The 23,176-nt window shown below is 71.1% G+C and carries 22 protein-coding genes; 6 read left to right on the forward strand and 16 right to left on the reverse strand.

The genetic code is table 11. The features are described 5' to 3' along the window. Positions 1-42 precede the first annotated feature (42 nt). Positions 43-1,077, forward strand: a complete 1,035-nt coding sequence (gene selD, locus BGP03_RS11725) for a selenide, water dikinase SelD (protein WP_298795359.1) — start codon at positions 43-45, stop codon at positions 1,075-1,077. 857 nt (positions 1,078-1,934) lie between these two features. Here the strand turns inward: selD and BGP03_RS11730 are convergent. Then, on the reverse strand, positions 1,935-2,126 hold the full coding sequence (locus tag BGP03_RS11730; protein ID WP_296377465.1) for a hypothetical protein: 192 nt from the start codon (positions 2,124-2,126) through the stop codon (positions 1,935-1,937). A gap of 464 nt (positions 2,127-2,590) precedes the next feature. On the opposite strand from BGP03_RS11730, the gene BGP03_RS11735 reads away from it, so the two are divergent. From BGP03_RS11735 to BGP03_RS11745, 3 genes are all read left to right on the forward strand, one after another. After that, entirely contained in the window at positions 2,591-3,385 is a 795-nt protein-coding gene (locus BGP03_RS11735; protein ID WP_298795356.1) for an acetate uptake transporter, read from the forward strand. Between the two features lie 410 nt (positions 3,386-3,795). Further along, positions 3,796-5,016: a molybdopterin dinucleotide binding domain-containing protein gene (locus tag BGP03_RS11740; RefSeq protein ID WP_363093614.1), complete on the forward strand. Its 1,221-nt coding sequence runs from the start codon at positions 3,796-3,798 to the stop codon at positions 5,014-5,016. After that, positions 5,013-5,513 (forward strand): hypothetical protein, encoded by a 501-nt coding sequence (locus BGP03_RS11745; RefSeq protein ID WP_296377467.1) that lies wholly within the window; start codon positions 5,013-5,015, stop codon positions 5,511-5,513. Before BGP03_RS11740 ends, BGP03_RS11745 begins: the two co-directional genes overlap by 4 nt. Positions 5,514-5,901: 388 nt before the next feature. On the opposite strand, the gene BGP03_RS11750 is transcribed toward BGP03_RS11745, so the two are convergent. The 14 genes from BGP03_RS11750 to BGP03_RS11815 all read right to left on the reverse strand — a co-directional run bounded on the left by BGP03_RS11750 (position 5,902) and on the right by BGP03_RS11815 (position 20,451). Continuing rightward, positions 5,902-6,369, reverse strand: a complete 468-nt coding sequence (locus BGP03_RS11750) for a DUF3040 domain-containing protein (RefSeq protein WP_298795354.1) — start codon at positions 6,367-6,369, stop codon at positions 5,902-5,904. Positions 6,370-6,618: 249 nt separating this feature from the next. Further along, entirely contained in the window at positions 6,619-6,975 is a 357-nt protein-coding gene (locus BGP03_RS11755) for a hypothetical protein (RefSeq protein ID WP_296377469.1), read from the reverse strand. Positions 6,976-7,121: 146 nt separating this feature from the next. Next, complete coding sequence (locus tag BGP03_RS11760; protein ID WP_296377470.1) at positions 7,122-8,132, reverse strand: SDR family oxidoreductase; 1,011 nt, start codon at positions 8,130-8,132, stop codon at positions 7,122-7,124. Then, positions 8,129-9,136 carry an aldose 1-epimerase family protein gene (locus BGP03_RS11765; protein ID WP_296377471.1) on the reverse strand — a complete coding sequence of 336 codons (1,008 nt, stop codon included), beginning with the start codon at positions 9,134-9,136 and terminating at the stop codon, positions 8,129-8,131. Before BGP03_RS11765 ends, BGP03_RS11760 begins: the two co-directional genes overlap by 4 nt. After that, entirely contained in the window at positions 9,133-10,929 is a 1,797-nt protein-coding gene (locus BGP03_RS11770) for a glycoside hydrolase family 15 protein (RefSeq protein ID WP_298795351.1), read from the reverse strand. The genes BGP03_RS11765 and BGP03_RS11770 overlap by 4 nt, the downstream gene beginning before the upstream one ends. A gap of 60 nt (positions 10,930-10,989) precedes the next feature. Beyond that, positions 10,990-12,480 (reverse strand): molybdopterin-dependent oxidoreductase, encoded by a 1,491-nt coding sequence (locus BGP03_RS11775; RefSeq protein ID WP_298795349.1) that lies wholly within the window; start codon positions 12,478-12,480, stop codon positions 10,990-10,992. Positions 12,481-12,484: 4 nt separating this feature from the next. After that, positions 12,485-13,588, reverse strand: coding sequence for a trypsin-like peptidase domain-containing protein (locus BGP03_RS11780; RefSeq protein ID WP_298795347.1), 1,104 nt, complete (start codon positions 13,586-13,588; stop codon positions 12,485-12,487). Continuing rightward, the gene (locus BGP03_RS11785) at positions 13,585-15,300 is read right to left on the reverse strand and encodes a GMC family oxidoreductase (protein WP_296377475.1); all 1,716 of its coding nucleotides are present in this window, start codon (positions 15,298-15,300) and stop codon (positions 13,585-13,587) included. Before BGP03_RS11785 ends, BGP03_RS11780 begins: the two co-directional genes overlap by 4 nt. After that, positions 15,300-16,046, reverse strand: a complete 747-nt coding sequence (locus BGP03_RS11790; protein WP_298795345.1) for a gluconate 2-dehydrogenase subunit 3 family protein — start codon at positions 16,044-16,046, stop codon at positions 15,300-15,302. Before BGP03_RS11790 ends, BGP03_RS11785 begins: the two co-directional genes overlap by 1 nt. 8 nt (positions 16,047-16,054) lie before the next feature. Continuing rightward, positions 16,055-16,546, reverse strand: coding sequence for a hypothetical protein (locus BGP03_RS11795; protein ID WP_296377477.1), 492 nt, complete (start codon positions 16,544-16,546; stop codon positions 16,055-16,057). Next, positions 16,543-16,941, reverse strand: coding sequence for a hypothetical protein (locus tag BGP03_RS11800; protein WP_298795344.1), 399 nt, complete (start codon positions 16,939-16,941; stop codon positions 16,543-16,545). The genes BGP03_RS11795 and BGP03_RS11800 overlap by 4 nt, the downstream gene beginning before the upstream one ends. Further along, positions 16,938-17,396 carry an anti-sigma factor antagonist gene (locus BGP03_RS11805; protein WP_296377479.1) on the reverse strand — a complete coding sequence of 153 codons (459 nt, stop codon included), beginning with the start codon at positions 17,394-17,396 and terminating at the stop codon, positions 16,938-16,940. Before BGP03_RS11805 ends, BGP03_RS11800 begins: the two co-directional genes overlap by 4 nt. A 34-nt stretch (positions 17,397-17,430) precedes the next feature. Continuing rightward, positions 17,431-18,573: an enolase C-terminal domain-like protein gene (locus tag BGP03_RS11810; protein WP_296377483.1), complete on the reverse strand. Its 1,143-nt coding sequence runs from the start codon at positions 18,571-18,573 to the stop codon at positions 17,431-17,433. An 84-nt stretch (positions 18,574-18,657) separates the two neighbouring features. Beyond that, positions 18,658-20,451: a thiamine pyrophosphate-requiring protein gene (locus BGP03_RS11815; protein WP_296377480.1), complete on the reverse strand. Its 1,794-nt coding sequence runs from the start codon at positions 20,449-20,451 to the stop codon at positions 18,658-18,660. A 188-nt stretch (positions 20,452-20,639) separates the two neighbouring features. Between BGP03_RS11815 and BGP03_RS11820 the strand changes: the two genes are divergently transcribed. After that, complete coding sequence (locus BGP03_RS11820) at positions 20,640-21,206, forward strand: MarR family transcriptional regulator (RefSeq protein ID WP_296377481.1); 567 nt, start codon at positions 20,640-20,642, stop codon at positions 21,204-21,206. A 269-nt stretch (positions 21,207-21,475) separates the two neighbouring features. Here BGP03_RS11820 and BGP03_RS11825 read toward each other — a convergent pair whose 3' ends face one another. Beyond that, positions 21,476-22,027, reverse strand: a complete 552-nt coding sequence (locus BGP03_RS11825) for an STAS domain-containing protein (RefSeq protein WP_296377482.1) — start codon at positions 22,025-22,027, stop codon at positions 21,476-21,478. Between the two features lie 567 nt (positions 22,028-22,594). Here BGP03_RS11825 and BGP03_RS11830 point away from each other — a divergent pair. Then, positions 22,595-23,176 (forward strand): cytochrome b N-terminal domain-containing protein (locus BGP03_RS11830; protein ID WP_299736284.1); only part of this gene is annotated, 582 nt, incomplete at its 3' end.

Genomic DNA, 23,176 nt, shown 5'->3' on the forward strand with positions numbered 1-23,176 from the left:
AACCCTACGGCCGGGCGCCCGGTCCCGCCGTAGGCTCCCTCCATGACCGAACCCCCCACCCCCCGTCGCCTCACGCAGTTCAGCCACGGCGCCGGTTGAGCGTGCAAGCTCGCCCCCGGTGAGCTCGCGCAGGTCCTGCGCACGCTGAAGCCCTCCACCCATCCGGACCTCCTCGTCGGCACCGAGACCGGTGACGACGCGGCCGTCTGGCGGCTCGACGCTGCGCGTGCGCTGGTGGCCACCACCGACTTCCTCACCCCCGTCGTCGACGACCCGAGGACGTGGGGCCGGATCGCCGCGCAGAACGCCGTCTCCGACGTCTACGCGATGGGTGGACGGCCGCTGTTCGCACTGAACCTGGTGGCGTGGCCGTCGTCGGAGCTGCCCGTGGAGATGCTCGCCGAGGTGATGGCCGGCGGCGCGGAGATCGGGGCCGAGAGCGGGTTCCCGGTGGTCGGCGGCCACAGCGTCGACGATCCCGAGCCCAAGTACGGCCTCGCGGTGGTCGGCGAGGTGCATCCGGAGAAGATCCTCACCAACACCGGCCTGCGCGACGGCGACGCCCTCGTGCTGACCAAGGCGTTGGGCATCGGGGTGGCCACCACCGCGATCAAGGCCGGGACGGCGCCGGAGTCCCTGGTCGCGGCGGCCGTCGCGGCGATGACCGCGAGCAACGCCCCGGCCGCGCGGGCCGCCGTCGCGGCGGGCGCACGCGGCTGCACCGACGTCACCGGGTTCGGGCTGCTCGGGCACCTCCTGAAGATGGCGGCGGCGTCCGGCGTGGACGCCGTGCTCGACGTCGCCGCCGTGCCCTTCCTGGCCGGCAGCCGTGAGCTGGCGGCGGCCGGCACGATGCCCGGCGGGTCGAGGCGCAACCGTGAGTGGGTGCTGTCGTCGCTGGACTCCGACGGGTTCGCCGAGCTGGAGGTCCTGCTGCTGGCCGATGCCCAGACCTCGGGCGGTCTGCTGTTCGGTGCGCCACCGGAACGAGCAGCCCAGGTCGTGGCGCAGCTGGGGCCGCCGACCTCGGTGATCGGCTCGGTGCGCACCGGGGCCGGCCGCATCCTGTTGCGCTGAGCCCGGCGCGGGCGGGACGCGGGCGTCGACGCCCCCGGATCGGCGGATCTCGTTGGTGACCGCCCGGCCGTCGGCGTCCCGCTCGTGGTGGGCGCCTTTCCGGCTGAACACGGAGTGCGCTGACCCGGACCGTCCGAGACGTGTCCGGGGCCTTGTGGTCGGGCGCGTTGAGCTCGGCGTGGATCGCGGTGTACACATCGATCGCGTTCCATGATCAGGCGGCGACGAACCGGTGGCAGCAGGCGCAGCCCGGCCCGGCCCGGCCACGGTCGATCCGATCGGGCGACTATCCCCCCGATCGAGTGCCACAGGGACGAGGATGCCTCGGCATGGACGAGATGGTGACCGTCGTGGCGCCCACATGCCCGGTCTGCCGGCACCCGTTCGGCCGGGACAGGGCCAGCGAATTGCTGGCTCATGTGCCGGCCGACTGCGGCTACAGGTGTTGCCGGGACATGCCGCCGTGCTTCTCGTGCCGCACGCCCTTCTGCATCTGCGCCATCCACTGACCTCGACCCCCCACCACGGTGAACGCCTCAGGTCGCCACGGGTCCGTCACCAGCGCTGGGCACGACCAGCCGGCGTGGGCAGGGGCTGTCGGTCAGCAGGAGCGGCGGCGGCACCGGATCCGGGCGCTGGTGGTGCCGGCGGTCGTTAACGAACACCGCGTAGTCACCGAGACGCACACTGTGCCCGGGTCCCCTCCCCCGCACCGTCGGCAGAGTCCGGACCGTGCCCGGTCCGGACTCTGCCGCCACGGCGTGAGGGCCTCCGCGGTGCGTGGCGTGACGATGCCGGAACTCGTCAGCCGGGGCGCCACGGCCGCTTCCAGGCCGTGAGCGACACCAGCGGCGGCGCTACTCCTGGCCGGCGCGGCCGGCCGGGTCCACACCGTGATCGGTGAGGCCACCGGCCGGTGCGTCGTGATCCCCGGTGGCCGGGCTGCCATCGCCTGCGCCGCTGTCGTCTCGCTCACGCTTGGCCGGGTCGGCGCCCTCATCGGTGAGATCGCCGCCGGGCCGATCGCTTTCCGTCGGACCTGTCGTCATGGTGTCGCCCTTCGAACGTCATTGTGCTCGGACAACCGCGATTACCCGGTACCCAGCAGGCTCACACCCGGCCGGCGGAGAACCGACCCGGGGACGGCCATGTGCACACCGGGCACCCGGGGCGACACGCGCGCCGAACAGCGGCCAGACTCCGCGTCGGCGCGTGGCCGGCGACGCCCAGCGCGACTCCCCGGCTCGACGGCATCCAGGTTGCGGCGAGCTCGACGATCCGGCTGAGCGCACCTCCACCCCGCTCATCAGTGCCTACTTCGCTAGAATTGCGTAAATGCAAGCGTTGCGGTTAAGCACATCAACCGTGGGGTAGACCGTTCATGACGCAGGCCCCGGGGAAGGGAGAAACCGAGGCGCCGTATGTCTGCGAGACAGCACGTTGCGCACGTTCGGCCCATCCATCAGAGCCCGTGCCGCAGTTCATTCCGTTACTCGAAGCAGAGGAGCTCGACATGACCACCACTTCGTCCGCGCATCTGGCGGGACCTTCGTCGCCGGGTCGCTTGCCGGACACGAACGGACGTCACGGCGCGTCCGATGATGCCGAGTACACGTTCTGGCGCGAGCACACGACGATCGCGTTACAGCCCGTCGCCGCGCCGTCGATCTTGGGTCTGTTCGGTTTCGCCGTGTCCACGTTCATGGTGGCGGCCAACCTGGCGGGCTGGTTCGGCAACGACACCTCGACCCCGCTGGTGCTGTTCCCGTTCGCGTTCGCGTTCGGCGGGATCGCGCAACTGCTCGCGGCGATGTGGTCGTACCGGGCCCGCGACGGGCTGGCCACCGGTATCCACGGCGCGTGGGGGTCGTTCTGGATCGGCTACGGCATCTACACGCTGCTGGTCGGACTGAACGTGGTGCCCGGCACGGCCACCAGCCCGGACGCGAAGGTGGCGTTCGGCTTCTGGTTCATCGGGCTGGCTGCGGTCACCTGGACAGGCTTCGTCGCCGCGCTGGCCGAGAACATCGCCACCAGCCTGGTGCTGCTCACCCTGGCCGCCGGGTCCACATTGCTGGCCATCGGCATGACCGCCGCTCTCCCGGTCCTGGTGACGATCGGCGCCATCGTGCTGGTCGCCTCCGCGGTGTTGGCGTGGTACACCGCGAGCGCGATGGTCCTGGCGGGCAGCACCGGACGCAACGTGCTGCCGATGGGGCAACGCGGCGCACCGGCGATGCCCGGCACCTCGCCGCGGCGCCCCATCGAGTACGCCGCAGGCCAGCCCGGGGTGAAGATCGGCCAGTAACACCGGTACTGCCGGGCACCACTGCCGGCGCAGGGTCGGGGCCATCGACCACGTGTCGCCGCCCCGACCCCGGTTCATCATCGGTCGGATGCCGGCCGAGGACTTGACCAGGACGTCCCCACGTTGTCACCCCGCTCGATCCACGGCACTGACGACGACCAGGGCGGGGCGACACCGTGGGCTCCTCCCGTCGTCATGTCGTCGGCTACGGAACCCCCCGAAGATCGTGTGCGTCGATCCCCGTGACATGCCGGTCGCGTGGGCGGCCCGCGCCGGCGGCGGGGTGCATCTGGCCCTGCTGCCGGGTACGAACGTGGCGCTGATGAACCGGGTTCCGGAACTGGAACAACGACACCCACGTCGCCGACCTGGCCCGGCACCGGAACATCGACCCGTCCCGGATTCCGCACATGACCCCGCCCACCCACGCCATGCAGATCTTCCGGTACGCCGAGCAGGGCAGCATCCGGTTCCTCTGGGTCACCGCCACCAACCCGGCGGTGTCGATGCCGGAACTGGCCCGGATCCGGTCGATCCTGGCCCAGGACCGGCTGTTCCTCATCGTGCAGGACATCTTCCGCACCGAGACCGCCGAACTGGCCGACGTGGTCCTGCCCGCTGCGACGCAGGGCGAGAAGGCCGGCTGCTTCACCAACGTCGACCGCACCGTGCACCTGTCGGACAAGGCCGTGGAGCCGCCGGGCGTAGCCCGCCCGGACCTGGACATCCTGCTCGACTACGCCCGGCGCATGGACTTCCGTGACCGTGATGGTCAGCCTTTCCCGCAGTGGCACGACGCCTCCTCGGCGTTCGACGCGTGGGTGGCCTCGACCGAGGGCCGCCCGTGCGACTACAACGGGCTCAGCCACGCGAAGCTGCGGTCGGCACCGTCGGGGATCCAGTGGCCGTGCAACAGCGAGAACCCCGACGGCACCGAACGCCTCTACACGGACGGGAAGTTCTTCTCCGCCCCGGACGAGTGCGAGAGCTACGGCCGTGACCTGGTCACCGGCACGGCGGTGGAGGAGACCGAGTACCGCGCGCTCAACCCCGACGCGAAGGCCGTGATCAAGGCCGCCGCGTACCTGCCTCCGCACGAACGACCCGACCCCGATCACCCGTTCGCGCTGATCACCGGGCGGACGCTGTATCACTTCCACACCCGCACCAAGACCGGGCGAGCCCCGCAGCTGCAGGCCGCCGCGTCCGAGGTGTGGGTCGAGTGCTCCGCCGCCGACGCGGCCGCGCTCGAGCTCCGTGAGGGCGACCTGGCCGAGATCACCACCCCCCGCGGCGCAGTACGGGCCAGGGTGCGGATCAGCGGCATCCGAGACGGCGTGCTGTTCCTCCCGTTCCACTACGGCTACTGGGACGCCGACCACGCCCAGCGCGCGGGCCACGACCGGGCGGCGAACGAGCTCACCCCGACCGACTGGGACCCGGTGTCGAAACAACCCCTGTTCAAGACCGCTGCCGCGAACCTGACCCGTATCGCCGACGGGCTGGGCGTACCGGCGCCGGCACCGACCACGACCGGGTCGCGCCCCGTCGGCGATCATGTCCCGCCCACCCGCGGCGGCCACGCCGCGACGGACACCACACGTCAGCCGACCCAGGTGGAGACCCCATGAGTAAGATCGAACTGGTGTTGCGCGAGCTGCACCGTTCCGAGAACAGCCTGGCCCGCGACCTACTGACCGTCGCCGACCGGCACCGCGTCGAACACGAGATCTTCCACACCGCCCGCGACGTCGCCCGCTGGTCCCACGACCACGTCCGGCTCATCGCGGGCAGCGCGGCGGCCCACGACCTGCATCTCGATCCGGCCCCGTCCACGGGCTCACCCGCCCTGCTCGAACGCCTCACCCACCGCACCAGCGAACTTCTCGGCCGCCGCCCCGAACCCGGCCTGCTGCTCCTGGCCGACCTGCGGAGACTGCACCGCAAGGCCGCCGGGGTATCCCTGGACTGGGAACTGCTGAGCCAGGCCGCCCAGGCCATGCGCCAGCGCGACCTGTTCGAGCTGGCCCGACGCTGCCACCCCCAGACGCTTCGCCAGATGCTTCGCCAGATGCGGTGGGCCAACGGCCAACTCAAGATCGTCTCGCCCCAGATCATCGCCAGCTAGCCAGGGGTCACCGAGGTGTGCACCCCGGCCCGGGAGCCGGTGCTGCGGGCGCGGAGTCGGCCCGCGGGCGAGACCCGCGTTGAGCTCGAACTCGTCCCGGTCCCTCAGACGACCGGGGCCGGATACCGGACGGTGATGCGCGGGGACGCCCCCCAACACGGGCCGGGGCGGCTGGTGCCGTATCCAGACGGGAACATCCGGCAAGCGGTGCCACGGTGCCGGGGCCGCTCTCGGGTCGCGGGGCCGACCCGAGAGCGGCTGGTCAGGAGGCCCCTCCGACGAGGCGAGCAACAGGACCCCTGCGCTCAGGTGCAGCCCGGGGAGCGGGCAGTCGGGGCCCTCCGGATCGCCGGCCCGCCTGTTCCTGGGGCCCCCGCGCGGTCGGGTCTCACGAGGGACCGAGCGGGTTCGGCCGGCCGGGAGCGGCGCGCCGTCCGCCGGGCACATCGCCGGCCCTGTCACGCACGGCCGGAGGCGCGCAGAGACCGTGGCCCGGGGCCGTGCCCGCGATGTCATGGGGCGGGTCCCGGCGGCACAGTGACCAACAGACCGCGATCGGGCCCAGGCCGCTGACCAGCGCCCCGGGCACGATCAGTGCGATCGTGCCGGTGATCTCCCCGGCCACCAGCGCCGCCACACCGGCGCACAGCACCACGACCACCATCGCGAGCCGCAGCCCCGGACGGCGTGTCGGAGCGGTCACGATCTGTCGGAGCCGGCCGCAGCGCAGCGGCCGCAGGCTCATCGCGGCCAGAGCACGCTGCAGCGGCGCCTCCTCGGCGGCCAGGTGGCGTTCGATCTCCGCCACCCTGCGGCGTTCGCTCGGGGTCAGGTGCACGGTGTCGGGTTTGCCCATGAGTATGTCCTTCGACGCTGAATCCTTCGACGCTGAATCCTTCGACGGTGATGCGGCAGGCCGGTCCGTTACAGAACAGTCGCTACGAGTAGCGGTTACCCCTCCCCCGGACGCGCGGGGTGGTCCACCCTGGTCGACAGCTGCTCACTGCCACCAGTCACCATCGTATCGCAATGGTTGCGATACCGCACTACACGAGGGTTGGCGGACGAACCATTCGCAGGAGCTGCTGACGGCGAAGGGTGCCGGTCACCGCCCGCGGAGACGGGCGCGGGTGAGCACGACCACGACGGCCGTCGCTCCGGTACCGGCGGCGACGAGCGCGACCACGCACAGCCGTAGCGTCCGGTGGTCGGTGACCCGCCGGGACAGCTCGGCGGTGGTGGTGGCGAGCCGGGCGGTGACCGTCGTGGTGTGGCGCCCCAGCGCGTCGGGATCACGGCGGGCCAGTGCGGTCTGCTCGGCGACCCGGCCTCGCTGGAACGAGGTCGGGTGTCCGGCGAGGTGGGTGCGCCCCCTGGTGTGGCGCTCGATCTCCGCCGCGCTGGCACCGGGTCCTCGCCCGCCGAGCAGCCGGGACCGCAGCTCGGCGATCTGCGCCGCCACCGCGCCAGGTCCACCGTCGGTGACCGGTGAGCCTGTCGGCTCGGGCCGTCGGTGTCCTGGCGAGGGGTCCGGCGCCACCGGGTGGCGGTACGGATCGAGGGGGCGACCCGGGTCGGAATGGGTCGCGGCCGGATCGCGCGGGTGCTCTAGCGGCGTCGCAGCCATACCGCCGCCCCCGCCAACGCCGCAGCCCCGGCGGCGGCCGCGGACGCCATTCGCGGGTGCCGCGAGCACCACTGCTGGGGATCATGGCTGATGGCCTTGTCGTCGAACACCCCGTGTGCGCCGTAGTCGTGCCCCGTGGCGCCGTCGGCGGGCTCCCAGAGGTTGTGCGGCCGGTCCGGGGCGACGGGATCGGCGGTCTGCTGCGAGGAGAATCCCGTCCTGGCCAGGTAGCGGTCCAGCAGGGCGGGTGCGATGCGCTGCCCGAGCACGGTGCCGACGGTGCTCGATCCGACCCAGTAGGCCTTGCGGCGGGGGTGATCGGCGGCGAACACGACGGCGCGGGCGGCGAGTTCGGGCTGGTAGATCGGGGGCACCGGCTGGGGGTGGTGCGGTAGCCGCGACAGCACCCAGGAGAACTGGGGGGTGTTGACCGCGGGCATGTGCACCACGGTGATGGCGATGTTGCTGTGGTCGTGCATGAGTTCGGTGCGCACCGATTCGGTGAACCCGTTGATGGCGTGCTTGGAGCCGCAGTAGGCGGACTGCAATGGGATGGACCGCAGCCCGAGGGCGGATCCGACCTGCACGATGGTGCCGCGCTCGCGTGGTCGCATCCGGCCCAGCGCGGTCATGGTGGCGTAGACGTAGCCGAGGTAGTTGACCTCGGTGACCCGGCGGAACTCGGCCGGGCTGATCTGGTGGAAGGGCGCGAACACGGAGGTGAACGCGACGTTGACCCAGATGTCGATCGGGCCGAGGGTGTTCTCGACCTGTTCGGCGGCGGCCTCGATCTGGTCGGGGTCGGCGACGTCGGTCGGGATCGCGAGGGCGGTGCCGCCGGCGTTCTCGACGTCCTTGACCGCGCCGTCGAGGCCGGCCTGTCCGCGGGCCAGGAGCGCGACGCGGGCGCCGCGGGCGGCGAACTGGATGGCCGTGGCGCGGGCGATCCCGCCGCTGGCGCCGGTGATCACCACGGTCTGTGGAGGGGTCATGATGGTTGCCTTTCTCGGACGATCTCGTGTGGGTGGGGACCGGCGGGCTGGTCGGGTTCGACGCCCCACCGGGTGGTGATCGATTGGCCGGGTTCGAGGGTGAGCAGGCCGTTGCCGCTGCGTAGCCCGTTGGGGGCGCACGTCATGGGTTCCACCCCGAGGCCGCGACGACGTTTGTCGGGGGGCTGGGTGTCGCCGGTGTAGAGCTCGATGAACCGGTAGTGCTCGTCGGCCCACAGCCGGGTCCGCTGCTGCTGCGGCCCGGTCAGGACGACCCAGGCCAGGCCGTCGGAGTCGCGGGCCAGGTCGGTGAAGGCGTAGTCGATGATCGTGTCGCCGATGTGGCGGGCACCGCGGAAGTCATACGGCGATCCGGCGACCGGGATGGTCCCGGTGGGTAGCCCGCGCTGGTCGGTGGGCAGCCACCGTTCGGCGCGCATCTGGAGCTCGGCGTCGTCGATGTACTCGGTGCCGGCCCGTAGGTAGGGGTGGTGCCCGGTGCCGTACGGGCAGCGCTGGGCGCCCATGTTGGTCGCGGTCGTGGCCACCGTCAACCCGGTCCGGCCCGGGTCGGAGGTCCTCGAGTCGTCCGACGGACCGGAGCGCAGCCGGTAGTCGACGGTGACGCCGAGGGTGAAGGGGTAGCCGGGCAGTGGGTGCAGCACGGTGCCGAGTACGACCCGGTCGGGTTCGGTCTCCAGCGGGGTCCAGTTGCGCCAGCGCAGGAACCCGTGGATGGCGTTGTGGGCTTCGGGTTCGGTCAGGGCGACCTGGTGATCGGTACCGTCGAAGGTGTAGGCGCCGTCAGCGAGGCGGTTGGGCCAGGGGATCAGTGGGGTGCCGCGAGCGCCGCTGCACATCTCCTCGGGCGGGTAGCCGTCCAGGACCGGGCGCCCGTCGTAGGTGTAGGTGCGGATACCGCCGCCGACCTCGACCAGGGTTGCCCGGTGTCGGCCGGAGCGGATCTCGAACTGTGCCCCCGACGGGACGCCGCGGCCGGTCACGGTCGTACCCCAGTGGAGTCCCGGTGGGTGGCGGGTCCGGTGAGCTGGACCGCGGACTCGAGCATCAGGGCGTGCACGAAGGCCTGCGGGAGGTTGCCGCGCAGTTGACGTTGCGTGACGTCGTACTCCTCGGAGAACAATCCGGGTGGGCCGCAGGCGGCGCGGTTGCGTTCGAACCACCGCACCGCGCCGGCCGGGTCGCCCTGCTGGTGGCAGGCCAGGGCCATCCAGAACCCGCAGAGGGTGAACGCGCCTTCCGCGTGCCCGAGGGGGCGCGGGTCTTGGCGGAACCGGTAGATGTAGCCGTCCTCACCCAGGTCGTGGGCGACCGCGGCGAGGGTGGCGATCGAGCGCGGGTCGTCGGCGGGGAGTGCCCCGCGCAGCGCGGGGAGCAGCAGCGCGGCGTCCACCCGCTGGTCGTGCGGGGCGCGTTGCCAACGACCGTTCGGGTGCAGGCAGTCGTTGGCGGTGTCGGCGACGATGGTGTCGGCCAGCGCGCTCCAGCGTGCCGCGTCGCCGGCCGGGACCTGCGCGGACATGGCGCGCAGCCCGGCGGCGCAGATCAGCCGCGAGTGCGCCCAGCGTTGGTCGTCGAGTTCCCACACCCCGGCGTCGGGGTCGCGCCAGCGTTGCTCGATCGCCGACACGGCGGCGGTAGCGGCTTTGAGATGTTCGGTGTCGAGATGGTCGTGGCGGGCCGCGGCGGCGAACAGCAGTAACGCCTCACCGAACGCGTCGAGCTGGAACTGGGCGTTGACGTGGTTGCCGAGCACGTCGGTGCCCCCGGGGTAGCCGGGCAGCTCCAGGGAGCGTTCGTCGGGGACCGGGTCGCCGGTGACGGTGTAGGCGGGGGCGAGCTGTGGTCCGTGGTCGAGGAGTCGGGCGGCGACGAAACCGACCGCGTCGTCGAGCAGCGGATGGGGGGCGTCGGTGGCCACGGCCTGCCCGGCGTAGCACTGGTCGCGGATCCAGACGTAGCGGTAGTCGTAGTTGCGGCCCTGTGCCGCACGCTCGGGCAGGCTCATCGTGGCAGCCGCGACCATCCCACCACCGGAGCTGGTCAGGCCACGCAGCACCGCGTAGGAGTGGCGGGCGTCGCGCGGGGCGATGCTGTCGCCCAGCTCCGGCATGGTCTCGCGCCACGCGGTGCGGGTGGCCGTCCACAGTCTTTCCGGGTCCGGCGCGTCACCCTCCAGCGCGCAGGTGGTGTCGCCGAGTTCGAGGACCAGATCGTGGTGGGCCCCTGCGGGCACCGACACGGTGGCGCTCAGCTGTCGGCCGCGGTGGCCGTCGGTGTGCGGGGCCGCGTCGCCACCACCGGTCCAGCGCATCCGCAGCGCACCCACCCGGCCGGTCCAGCACCCGGCATCGTCACGATGCAGCTCACGCAGGCGCTGCTGGTCGAACTCGGCCGCGGGCGCCAGCACCACGTGAACCTGGGCGTCGCCCTGCACGGCGATGATCCGGCGCAGCAGCACCACCCGGCCGGGGTCGCCCGGGAACGCCAGAGCTTCGCGGCACTCCACGATCCCGGTCTCGGTGATCCAGCGCGAGCGCCAGATCAGGCTCCCGTCCTCGTAGTAGCCGCCCCACACGAACCGCCCGACCGGGGTGACCGCGTAGGTTCCGGCGCCGCCGATCAGCGAGGAGAACACCCCATCGGAGTCCCATCGTGGCGCGCACAGCCAGGCGATGTCCCCGCGCGGCCCGACCAGCGCACCGCGCTCCCCGTCGGCGAGCAGTGCGTACTCCCGCAACACGTGCGGCGGAAACTGCTCGCCGATATCGCCCACGATATCGTTCGTATTCGTCGTCGCGCTCATCGTCGTCGTAACCTTTTCTGTGCGGAGGGGTCAGATGCCGGCGGCGTTGGCATAGAACTGCTGGTCCTCGCGCCACCCGCCCATCCCCATGCCGATATCGGCGGTGTCGACCACGAACTCGATCGCAGTGATCCATTTAACCATTTTGAAGCCGAGTTGGGTTTCGATACGCAGCCGCACCGGAGCACCGTGGGCGACCGGGAGCGGGGCACCGTTCATGTCGAGCGCGAGGATGGTCTGCGGGTTGCCGGCGAGGTGGAGCGGTATGGTGCCGTAGAAGTATCCGTAGCGGCCTTCGCCTTCGGTGAGGCCTTTGTCGTCCATGGCGTAGAACACCACATGACGGGCCTCGGGCGCCACGCCGACGTGATCCATCAGTGCGCTCAATGGCACTCCGCCCCATTCGGCCACCGCGGTCCAGCCCTGGATGCAGTTGTGTTTGACGATCTGCCGCTGCGTGCCGAGATCGCGCAGTTGGGTCAGCGACAACGTCACCGGCCGGGTCACCAGACCGCCGACGGCGAGCCGGTAGTCGGCGAACCCGGTCGCCGCCATCCGCTCGTAGTCGTCATCGGTGGGCGGGTAGCCGTTGACCCGGTGATAGGGCGAGATGTCGCTGCGCCGCCACCGCTGCCGGGAACGGAACGCCCGCGAGATGGCCTTCTCGAACGGGTCGACCACCCACCCCAGCAAGCGCTGGGTTCGGCGCCGGTACCGCAACGAGAACCAGGAGATGATCACGTGGAAGAGCAGGACCGCGAACAGCCCGGCCAGGCCGAGCGCGAGCGCGAAGGTTCTGTTCCCGCCGGGATCGGCCAGTACGATCTTGGTGAACTCGTCGGGCACCCCGTGGACGATGACCATGAACACGTGCACCACGGTGAACACGCCGAACGCACACAACCCGAGGAAATGCAGGCTACGCGCTCCCTGTTTGCCGCCGAACAGTTTACCGTAGCGCGGGAAGCGGGCCAGCACCGACGGGGACATGGCCGCGCCGGTGGCGATCTGGAAGGGCGCCAGTACGAAGATGACCAGGAAGTAGGCGAGCTTCTGCGCGGGTTCGAACGGTTGCCCGGGGATCTTCGCGGGGATCTGGAAATGCAGGTAGGTGCCGACCGCTCGTATCGAGTCCGGGACGATGGACCAGTGCGTGGGGATGAGGTAGTGCCAGTAGCCGGTCACGAACACCAGCACTACGTACACGATACCGGTGAGAATCCAGAACTGCACGGTCAGGAAATGCCAGTGCCGGCCCAGGCCGAGGTTCTTCCGTCCTGGTAGCGCGATGAGCGGGCTCCAGGACTCCTCCTCGTCCAGCGACGACCACATCCTGCGCGAATCCGCGCCGTACATCTTCTTCGAGAATCGGGCCCATTCCCGCCCGGGTGGGCAGTCGTCGTGCCAGTACAGTTTCGGGAACGCCGAGAGCACCTCCAGCCCGGAGCGGGCCAGCAGCAGCAGGAAGAACAGGTTGAGGAAGTGGGTGATGACCACCCACAGCGGGAAGAACGTGGGCACGGGGTCAGCTCCCGGGAAGTTGGCCGAGGGTGACCGTGACGGTGCGGCTGGCGCCCTGCGGGTCGAGCACGGTGACCGGGACGGCCTGGCCCGGACTCAGCTGCGCGAGGGCCTTCGACAGCTCCGCGCTGCTGTGTACCGGGGTGTTGTCGACCGCGGTGATGACCTCGCCGGCGGTGATGCCGGCGGCAGCGGCCGGTCCGCCGGCCACGACGCTGACCACCCCCGCTCCGCTGGGCTGCCCGGTCTGGTCGATCACGGTGACGGCCTGCACGCCGAGTTCGGCGCGGTGGGAGTCGACGACGTGGCCGCCGTGGGCCACGAGCTGGCCGGCGATGTCCTTGACCAGGTTCGACGAGATCGCGAACCCGATCCCGGGAGCCGGTGACCCGCCGCCCGCGCCCGATCCGTTGGGGCCGCCGCCGGCCTGTGGGTCGATCGCGGCCAGGGTGGGCACCCCGACCACGTCGCCGGCCAGGTCGACCAGGGCGCCGCCGGAGTTGCCGGGGTTGATCGGGGCGCTGGTCTGGATGGTGTCGGGCAGCGTCGCCCCCGGGGACCCGCCGCCGGTGGGTTCGCTGACCAGCCGGCCGGTGGCCGAGACGATCCCGTTGGACACGCTGCCGGACAGCCCGAGCGGGTTGCCCATGGCCAGCACGATGTCCCCCACCTGCAGGGTCGCGGAGTCCCCGAACGTCGCCGGACTCAGCGACCGCGGCGGCGTGTCGAGGTGGATCACGGCCAGGTCGTCGGGCGGGTAGGCCCCGACCAGGCTCGCCGGCACCGGGGTCGGGCTGCCCGCCAGGGTCACCTGGAAGCGGGTGGCGCCGGCGGCGACGTGGGCGTTGGTGACGATGTCACCCTGGGTGTCGAACACGATCCCCGATCCGAGGTCGTGGCCGTTGGTGATCTGCACGATCGAGGGCAGCACCTTCGCCACCACACTCACGTACTGCTGCTCCAATCCCGACGCCGTCGCGCTCGAAGGGGTGCTGCGGGCGGTGTCGCCGGCCGCGGAGCTCGCCGGCGGGCTGTTCGTGCACGCGGCCAGGGTCAGCGCCGCCGCCGCGGCCACCGCTCCCACGCGCACCGGCCGGTGGTTCGTCATGATGAGCTCCCGGTAGTCGTTCGGGTGGAGGCCACCGCGGAGTGATCGATGGCGCCGTCGGCCATCCGTTCGGCGAGCCGGGACGCCAGCGCCATGATCGTCAACGCCGGGTTGGCCGAACCCTGGGTCGGGCAGACCGAGCCGTCGGCGACGAACACGTTGGGCACGCCCCAGATGCGGTGGTCGGCGTCGATGACGCTGTGCTCGGGGGTGGCGCCCATCCGGGCCCCGCCGACCAGGTGAGCGAAGCGCTGGATGGTGAGCACGTCCTGGGCGCCGGCGGCGTGCAGGATGTCGGTGATGACCCTGGTGGAGTAGGCCATGTTCGCCTTGTCGTTGTCACCGAGGGTGTAGTCCATGCGGGCGACCGGCTGGCCGTAGGGATCGGTCTCCTCGGCGAGGGTGATCCGGTTGTCGGGGTGCGGGAGGAGCTCGTTGAGCACCCCGATCGTGGCCCAGTGGTTGTAGTCGCGCATGTACTCGCGCAGCTCCCGGCCCCAGTGCCCGTCGGCCAGCACGTGCTCGGCCCAGCCGATCGGCAACGGCGCGACGGTCTGGATGGAGAACCCGCGGGCGAAGCCCCGCGATGTGTCGGTTTCGTAGAACTGCTCGGAAGAGATCTCCGGGGGCGGCGCCTTGTACATCCGCAGCTCCTCGGCGAAGCGCCCGGCGGTCTGGGTGGCGCCCTGCACCATCACGTACCGGCCGACCTGGTCTGAGTTGTTGCCCAGCCCGTGCGGGTGGCGGCGGCTGGCCGAGGCGAGCAGCAGCCGCGGTGTCTCGATCGAGTACCCGGCCACGGCGACCGCGCGGGCCCGCTGCAACCGCTGGACGCCTGCGCCCGACTCGTCGTTGGCGGTGTAGACCACGCCGCGAGCGCGACCGGTGTCGTCGTCGATGTCCACGCGCAACGCCATGGAGTCGGCGCGGACCTCCACGTCGTGGGCGAGCGCGTCGGGTAGATGTGTGACATACGGGCTGGCTTTGGCGTTGACCTTGCAGCCCTGCAGGCAGAAGCCGCGGTAGATGCAGTGCGGCCGGTTGCCGAAGGTGCCGTTGACGATCCCGACCGGCCCGACCCGCATCTCGATGCCGCAGGCCAGCGCGCCTTCGCGTAGCTTCGCCGCGGCCCCGGAGATGGGGTGCGGGGAGAACGGGTACCGGTGCGGGTGCCCCCAGGGCCAGTCCTGCCCGGCCACGGGCAGCTCGCGTTCGACCTGCTCGTAGTGCGGGCGCAGGTCGGCGTAGGTGATCGGCCAGTCCGCCCCGACCCCGTCGACCGTGGCGGTGGAGAAGTCGCTCGGGTGGAAGCGCGGGGTGTAGCCGGCGTAGTGGACCATGGACCCGCCCACCCCGCGTCCGGAGTTGTTCTTGCCCAGCTCGATCGGGTCGGCCCCGCCGATGATCCGCTTCTGGGTCCAGTACAACTCGTGGCTACCGGCCTCGTCCGACACCCAGTCCTCGTCGGGGTGCCAGAACGGGCCTGCCTCCAGGATCACGATCCGCCATCCGCGGCGGGCCAACCGCTGGGCGAGCACCGAGCCGCCCGCGCCGGCGCCGATGATGACCAGGTCGACCTCGTCGTCGTCGGTGTAGCGGCGCATCGTGGCCTGGCCGGGCAGGTCGCGGGAGTGCACGTCGAGCAGGAACCGGGAGTCGTTGTCGCGCGGGCCGACCGAGCCCTTGACCACGCCGCGCCAGAAGGTGCCCATCAGGTGTCCTCGTTTCTGGTGTCGCGAACGGGGTCGCGGTCGGTGGCACCGGGTGTCTCGAACGGCTCACGCCCGCCGGCACCGTTGGCGTCGGGGCCGCCCAGGCGCATGTAGCCGCGCGGGTAGGCCGGACCGCCGAAGCCGATCTCGTTCCACGCCCACGGATGGGAGTAGAAGGCCGCGAGCACCGCGCGCATCACCACCGACCAGGCGCGGGAGACGTTGAGCTGATCCCAGGCCCCGCCCACGAGACGGCCCTTCGCGAACTCACCGACGATGTTCTCCCGGTGCTCCGCGGTGCACCCGGCGAAGCCGAGCCGGTAGCCCGCCGTCGCGGTGTGCTCCAGTCCGGCCAGCACCAGCCGCCAGGTGTCGCGGTCATCGGGCATGTCGACGTACTGGTAGCCGTCCAGCCGACCGGCGGTGAGCTTCTCGTCGACCATCTCCGCGACCGGCACCCGCGGGTCGGTGTCCTGAGCCAGCACGGTGTCGCAGAACGCGCGCAGGGCCGGTTCCTCGGCGGCGGTGAAGAACCGCAGCGGGCCGGGCGGGCCCAGCCGGGCGCGCACCACCGTGGCGGTGGCGGCGTCCCAGGTGTCGGCCGCGTCGAACACGTCGAAGTCGGGGTAGCGGCCGATCATCTGCGGGGTGGTCCCGCGGCGCTGGCGCGGCAACCATGACGGGTGCGGCGCCCGCCCGTCGGGGCGGCGGTGGGGCAGATGGTCCGGCCGGGAGGTGTCAGGCATGCCAGCGCCTACTTCTCGCGCCGCAGCACGGCGGCGAGCAGCCCCATACCGCCCACCATCGACATCAGGCCCGGCGCGGAGATCGGCGGACCCATCGCCATGTTGTAGGAGGCCAGCGACCAGCCACCGGGCTTGCGCGCGACGCCGCGGAAGTGGAAGTACTCCCCGAGCAGTCCGTTCGCCGCATAGAGCCCGGCGGTGACCGGCAGCGCGGTCTTGGCCCAGCGTTTCGAGAACACCCCGCCGATCCCGGCCACCACCAGCGGCGGTGTGAGAAGCACCGGGCTCCACATCCACTTGTTGCCGAAGCTGCCCTTGTAGTGCTCCAGGTACACCTCCGCACCGGTCACCATCGCCGAGATCGCGGTCAACCCGGACAGCGAACGTTCGAAGCGGCCGTGCGAGACATCACGCAGCACGTGGTCGAGGACGTGCTCGGCTCCGCGTGCACCGATGGTGGTGGCGTCGGGGCTGGTTCGGGTTCGGCGTAGCAGGCTCATCGGGTGCTCCGTAGCTGGGGTCGGTGTGGCTGGTGGCGGGCGGTCCGGGCGGTGGCCAGGCAGAACCCGGCGGCGATGGCGGCGTCGAGCAGGGCTGCGCGGCGCCACCGGTGGTCGAGGAGGCCGAAGGCGACACCGGTTGCGGCGTGGATGCCGTCCACGACGGCCGCCGCCGTGAGGACCCGCGCGGTGGGCCACCGCAGTTCGATGCCGGCCTGGAGGAGGTGTCGGGCGCCGAGGATCCGCAGCACGGCACTGGCCGGACGCAGGGAGGCCCGGTCGCGGCCGGTCGTCGCCGCGAGCACGGCGTGCGGGGCCAGCAGCAGCGTGGCCCCCCAGGGGATGCGGAATGTCGGTCTGGCCCGATCGGGGTTCGCGTCGTCGCTGCTGTTCATCGGTGATGCTCGTCCTGTCGGGTCGCGGGCGTGCGGATTCGTGGCCAGGGGCAGAACGGGGAGGTGCCCGATCCGGTGAGCGCCTGGTCCAGGGTCGGGCGGGTGTCGAACAGCGGCAGCAGTCCGGTGAGGCGCAGCGGGCGGTGCACCGCCCGGTGCCCGGCCCCGACGAGGATCAGGTGTTCGTCGTGGTGTCGGGTGCTGTGCTGCAACTCCAGCAGCAGGGTGAGCGCGGCCGAGGTCAACAACGTCACCCCGGTCAGGTCGAGCACCAGCCGGCACGGCCGCGACCACCCCAGATGCTCGTTCAGCACGGGGCGCAGCTGCGGGACGGTGACGGTGTCCAACTCGCCGGTGATGCGCACCACGAGGATCCAGTGGGCCGGCGCATCGAACCGGGCCGAGGCGACCGGGGCATCGCCACAGACCCGCCCGAAGGTGAACGACGCCGTCACGACTCCACCTCGGGGGGAACGTGCACGTCGGCGGTCATGACCCGCTCCGGTCACTCACGTGACGCCGCAGGGTCTGCCCGACCTGGTAGCGGCCGGCGACGTCGGTGAGCAGGGTGAGCCCGTGACCGGGCGCTGTCGGGTCAGGACACAGGGTGCCGCCGGTGGGGTCGAGGGTGCCGTCGAAGAACATCCGCTCGATCCGGACGTGGTCGTGGAACCACTCCAGGTGCCGGAAGTTCGGGGTGGCCGCCGCGACGTGGGCGTGCAGGTGCGGGGCGCAGTGCCCGGAAATCTCCAGGTGATGCGCCGCTGCGACCGCGGCCACGCGGAGCCACTCGGTGATCCCGCCGCAGCGCGACGCGTCGGCCTGCAGACAGTCCACCGCACCCGCCCCGCACATCCGCGCGAAGTAGGTCAGATCGCCGCCGTACTCCCCCGCCGCCACATCCGGTCGCACCGCGTCCCGGACACTGCGCAGCCCGGCCAGGTCGTCGGACGACACGGGCTCTTCGAACCACCGCACGTCGCACTCCGCAGCGAGGTCCATGACCCGCACGGCCTGTTTGCGGCCGTAGCCGCCGTTGGCGTCGACGAAGAGCTCCACCTCCGACCCGATCACCGAGCGCGCCTGGGCGATCCGGGACAGATCCCGACGCGGCTCGGTGCCCCACGACTCCCCAATCTTGATCTTGACGCGGGGGATCTGCTGCAACAGCCACGCGTGCAGTTGATCATCGAGCTGGCGGGGGTCGTAGGTGGTGAACCCGCCGCTGCCGTAGACCGCAACCTCGTGGCGGACCGCGCCCAGCAGCCGGTGCAGCGGTAGTCCGAGCAGCCGGGCCTTGAGGTCCCACAGTGCGACGTCGACCGCGGAGATCGCGTAGCCGACCGCGCCGACCCGGCCCGCGTTGCGGACCGCCTTCACCATCGCGTCGAACGCCGCGCCGACATCGAGCACGTCGGTACCGAGAACCACCTCGGCGAGCTGGTCGTGCACCACGTGCGCGCAGGCGGGTGGCCCGTAGGTCCAGCCTGTACCGATGACCCCGCCGCTACGGGCCTGCACGAGCACCATGGTGGTGGAGCCCCAGGTCAGAGTGCCGTCACCTTCCGGGGCATCGGTCGGCACGGTGAACACCGACACGTCCAGGGCCTCGACCACCGCGTCCGCCGCCACTCCTGCGGTCGTGACCGGTTCTCGGTCGGGAGGTGCCGGATCGGGGGTGGCATCCACCGATCGGCTCTGCGTCTCGGGCACCGCTCAGCCCTCCTTGTGCGGGAGGAACTCCTGCAGCTTGGTCTTGATGCCTTGCTTCATGACGCCCCAGCGGTCCTCGTCGCCGGCCAGCATCGCCTTGGCGGCGTCGAGCATCTGGCTGGTGGTGGCGTGCGGCGGAATCGGCGGCACGTTCGGGTCGGTGCGCACGTCGAGCACCGTCGGTCGGTCCGCGGCCAGCGCGCGGTCCCACGCCGGGCCGATGTCCTCGGGCTTGTCCACCGCTATCCCCTGCAACCCCAGGCTCGCGGCGAACGCGGCGAAGTCCACGTCGGGAAGGCTCTGGGACTCGACGAACTTCGGGGCGCCTTCCATGGCGCGCATCTCCCAGGTGACCTGGTTGAGATCATTGTTGTGCAGCACCGCGATGATCAGACGCGAGTCGGCCCACTGCTCCCAGTAGCGCTTGATGGTGATCAGCTCGGCGAGGCCGTTCATCTGCATCGCACCGTCGCCGGCGAACACGATCACCGGCCGGTCCGGGCAGCCGAACTTGGCCCCGATCCCGTAGGGCACCCCGGGGCCCATGGTGGCCAGGTTCCCCGACAGCGACCCGCGCATCCGTCCGCGGAAACGCAGCTGGCGGGCGTACCAGTTCGCGGACGACCCCGAATCGGCGCAGACGATCGCATCCTCGGGCAACCGATCCGACAGCTCGGCGAACAGCCGCATCGGGTTGATCGGATCCGCGGTGACCGCGGCCTCCATGGCCATCGTCTCCCACCAGCGGGCCACATCCGACTCGATGCCCTCGCGCCAGGCGCGGTCCGTCTTGCGCTCCAGCAGCGGGATCAGCGCCCGCAGCGTGGCGGTCGCGTCGCCGACCAGGTTGATCTCGTACGGGTAGCGCATCCCGATCAACGACGGGTCAAGGTCGATCTGCACCGCGCGGGCCTGCCCGAACTCCGGCATGAACTGGGTGTAGGGAAAGCTCGACCCGATCGTGAGCAGCGTGTCGCAGCCCATCATCATCTCGTAGCTCGGCCGGCTGCCCAGCAGCCCGATCGACCCGGTCACCCAGGTCGGCTCGTCGGAGAGCACATCCTTGCCCAACAGCGCCTTCGCCACCCCGGCGCCGAGCAGGTCGGCGACCTGCTCGATCTCCGCGGCGGCACCGCGGGCACCGGAACCGACCAGCATCGCGACCTTGCTCCCCGCATTCAGCAGTTCGGCGGCGCGGCGGACCGCGGCGTCGTCGGGGGCCAGCTCCGGCCACTCGACACCGAGGCTGGACGGGACCATCTTGAAGGCGTGGGTCGGTGCGGAGTACTCGAGCTCCTGCACGTCCGACGGGATGATGATCGCGGTCGGGGCGCGGCGCGCCATCGCGGTGCGGATCGCGCGGTCCAGGACCCCGGGCAGCTGCTCGGGCACCGTGACCATCTGCACGTAGTCGCTGGCCACATCCTTGAAAAGGCTCAGCAGATCGACCTCCTGCTGGTACGACCCGCCCATCGCCGACCGGTTGGTCTGCCCCACGATCGCCACCACCGGCACGTGATCGAGCTTCGCGTCGTAGAGCCCGTTGAGCAGATGGATCGCCCCCGGGCCCGACGTCGCCACGCACACCCCGAGCCGACCGGTGAACTTCGCGTAGCCGACCGCCTCGAACGCGGCCATCTCCTCGTGGCGGGCCTGCACGAACCGCGGCGCGTCTCCCGCACGTCCCCATGCCGCGAGCAGACCGTTGATCCCGTCCCCCGCGTAGCCGAAGACGGTGTCGACGTCCCATTCGCGCAGCCGGTCCAACAGGTGATCGGCGACGGTTGATGCAGCCACGAAGTCCTCCTCGAGATCCCACCGGCAAGCGGGGCACCCGCACGTCGGTCACTGCGTACTCGTAGACACTGCGTACCCGTATCCGTTGCGTTCACACACACATTGCCGAATCGGTTGCGCTGAATCACAAAGCTGCCCCGACGTTTGCGTGATCGCAACCGCTGCGGGACGCTGATGAGATGGAGACCATGTCAACGACGCCAGGCCGGGGCGATCCGCCCAGCCCCGAGCAGGTCGACGCGGTGATGCTCGCGGCCCGGGTCCTGGCCGCGGTCACGGCGCGATCCGTCGCGCAGGTGCAGGACCGGGTGAGCCTGGCCCAGCTCCGAGTGCTGGTCATGATCGCCAGCCGGGGTCCGGCCAACGTCGGCTCGGTCGCCCGCGGACTCGGGGTGCACCCGTCCAACGCCACCCGTACCTGCGACCGCCTCGTGATCGCCGGGTTCCTCGCCCGCCACGACGACCCGGCCGACCGGCGCAACCTCATCCTCGAGCTCACCGCCGCCGGGCAGCAGCTCGTCGAGGGGGTCGACACCGCGCGCCGGGAGGCCGTCGCCGCGCAGCTCGCTCGGCTGCCCGCCCGCAGCCGCGAGCGACTCACCCGGGCGCTACTGGTCTTCGCCGGCGTCGACAGAACCGACGGGCCGGACGCGGACCGACACGACGACCCCGACGAAGCATGGCTCCTGGGATGGACCACGCAACGACCCGTCGGTCACACCGCGGGTCGAGCCGACCCCACGGCAACCGGGTGACCCACCTCGGGCGACCGGTGACCCCGGACGACGACGACGCCCGCACCCGGCTCACGACCACGCTCGACACGGGAGCATCGACGATCACTCGGCGACCACGACTCCGACCGATGACGCCCCTACCTCCGGGGGATGTCGGCCCCTGGAGGCCGGCCGCCGCTCGACCAACGGGTCCGGACGTCCTCCCGGCGGTGACGACGTGGCGTCCAGACACGACCGGTGGGGCCCGACCGCCGTGGTCGGCGCGCGCGGCGCGGTTCCCGCGGTGATCAGCTGATGGGTGTTCCCGCCCGCGTCGAGGGTCCCCGCCCACTTCGCGGTGCCGGAATGCGGACCAGTGGCCCCAGCGGGGCAGCCGACCGTCGAACAGTCGACGGCCACTCCTGGTCGGAGCGCTCTGACGGCGGGGAGGTGTCGGCCAGGTCGGGGCTCAGCACCGCGACCAGCGCGTCGGCGGTGGAAGGTACGCCACCAGGACGATGGAGCAGACCGGCGGCCCAGCCCGGCACGAGCTCCGCCCGGGCCTGCAGTCCGGTCAGGTGCAGCTCGATGTCCGCCTGTGCCGCGGCGTACTGCGCATGTCGCAGTACCGACAGACCCCCGGCGCCGTAGGTACCGACCTCGGCGAGATCCACGATCAGATGCAGACGCCGATCCACGGTCTCGACCCGATCGGTGCGGGCGAGCTCCAGGAGATGATCGAGCCGGGAGTCGAGCAACCGGGCCAACCGGGGTGCGGTGGCCCGGTTGAGCTCACCGGCGACGCGGACCACCACAGCCCCGGGGACAGCGTCCTCCGCGCCCAACCTCAGCCCCTGCACAGATACCTCCCTCACGCCGCCGCCGCGCACGCCCGGCGCTTCGCCGAGCACCGGGTCCGTAGCCCGGCCCGTCGCCTGCTCCTGGTCGGAGGTCGTCAGGATCGGCTCCTGGCGAGCTGCTTGCCACTCCGTTCAGCTCTAGCACCATGCAACGTTCAGCGCAACCGTTGCGGTCGGTCACCACGCCCAGACCTCCGGCCGGCGGGCTTGGCCGGTCCGGCGATCTCCGGGTCGCTCCGGGTCATCCGACGATGCGCACTCGCTCGAATTCCCACCGAAACCAGATGCGCTAACGCATCCATTGCACTATTGTGACCGCTGCGCGGGAGATGGTTTCGGTGTACCCCTCCCCGCGGCCGGCGAGATGCGGACGACCGGGAGACGCCATGTCTGGTGAATCGGTGCGGGTGTGGCGCGGGGCGGCCGAACACCGGACTCGACCGTGACCGGCCAGCTGCTGTCGGCGGGTGCGAGCCGGGCAGCCGGCACGGTCAGCGGCAGCAGTCGCGCGCAGGGTGGCCGCGGGCTGCCCGCGCGTCGTGCGCCGCGGCACGGTCAGGCGACAGCATGAGTGCGATCACCACACCCACCAGCACCGGCGGGGGTGCCGCAGCCAGGGCCGGTCAGGTTCTCGACGAGCTGGACCAGCGCTACCACCCCGCCGCGGGGCTGCGGAAGCAGTTCAACAAGGTCTTCCCGACGCACTGGTCGTTCATGCTCGGCGAGGTCGCCCTGTACTGCTTCATCGTACTGCTGCTGTCGGGCACGTACCTGGGGCTGTACTTCGACCCGTCGATGGCCGATGTGACCTACAACGGGGCGTTCACCAACCTGCGCGGCGAGAACATGAGCGTCGCGTACCGCAGCGCCTTGGATCTGTCGTTCGCGGTACGTGGCGGGTTGTTCGTCCGTCAGGTGCACCACTGGGCGGCGCTGCTGTTCCTTGCGGCGATGTTCGCGCACATGTTCCGCACGTTCTTCACCGGCGCGTTCCGCAAACCCCGTGAGGCCAACTGGATCATCGGGCTGGTGCTCGTCTTCATCGGCACCTTCGAGGGCTTCAGCGGTTACTCGTTGCCCGATGACCTGCTCTCCGGCACCGGGCTGCGGATCGCGTCGGGGATCACCCTGTCGGTACCGGTGATCGGC

The organism is Pseudonocardia sp. 73-21 (assembly GCF_001899645.1).
GTDB lineage: Bacteria > Actinomycetota > Actinomycetes > Mycobacteriales > Pseudonocardiaceae > Pseudonocardia.

Bases quoted from the DNA above. Each gene is read 5' to 3' on its own strand.
- BGP03_RS11800 (WP_298795344.1), bottom strand. From the start codon at position 16,941: ATGAACAGCAGCGACGACGCGAACCCCGATCGGGCCAGACCGACATTC.
- BGP03_RS11735 (WP_298795356.1), top strand. From the start codon at position 2,591: ATGACCACCACTTCGTCCGCGCATCTGGCGGGACCTTCGTCGCCGGGT.
- BGP03_RS11795 (WP_296377477.1), bottom strand. From the start codon at position 16,546: ATGAGCCTGCTACGCCGAACCCGAACCAGCCCCGACGCCACCACCATC.
- BGP03_RS11785 (WP_296377475.1), bottom strand. From the start codon at position 15,300: ATGGGCACCTTCTGGCGCGGCGTGGTCAAGGGCTCGGTCGGCCCGCGC.
- BGP03_RS11745 (WP_296377467.1), top strand. From the start codon at position 5,013: ATGAGTAAGATCGAACTGGTGTTGCGCGAGCTGCACCGTTCCGAGAAC.
- BGP03_RS11790 (WP_298795345.1), bottom strand. From the start codon at position 16,046: ATGCCTGACACCTCCCGGCCGGACCATCTGCCCCACCGCCGCCCCGAC.
- BGP03_RS11760 (WP_296377470.1), bottom strand. From the start codon at position 8,132: ATGACCCCTCCACAGACCGTGGTGATCACCGGCGCCAGCGGCGGGATC.
- BGP03_RS11780 (WP_298795347.1), bottom strand. From the start codon at position 13,588: ATGACGAACCACCGGCCGGTGCGCGTGGGAGCGGTGGCCGCGGCGGCG.
- BGP03_RS11820 (WP_296377481.1), top strand. From the start codon at position 20,640: ATGTCAACGACGCCAGGCCGGGGCGATCCGCCCAGCCCCGAGCAGGTC.
- BGP03_RS11740 (WP_363093614.1), top strand. From the start codon at position 3,796: ATGACCCCGCCCACCCACGCCATGCAGATCTTCCGGTACGCCGAGCAG.
- BGP03_RS11730 (WP_296377465.1), bottom strand. From the start codon at position 2,126: ATGACGACAGGTCCGACGGAAAGCGATCGGCCCGGCGGCGATCTCACC.
- BGP03_RS11750 (WP_298795354.1), bottom strand. From the start codon at position 6,369: ATGGGCAAACCCGACACCGTGCACCTGACCCCGAGCGAACGCCGCAGG.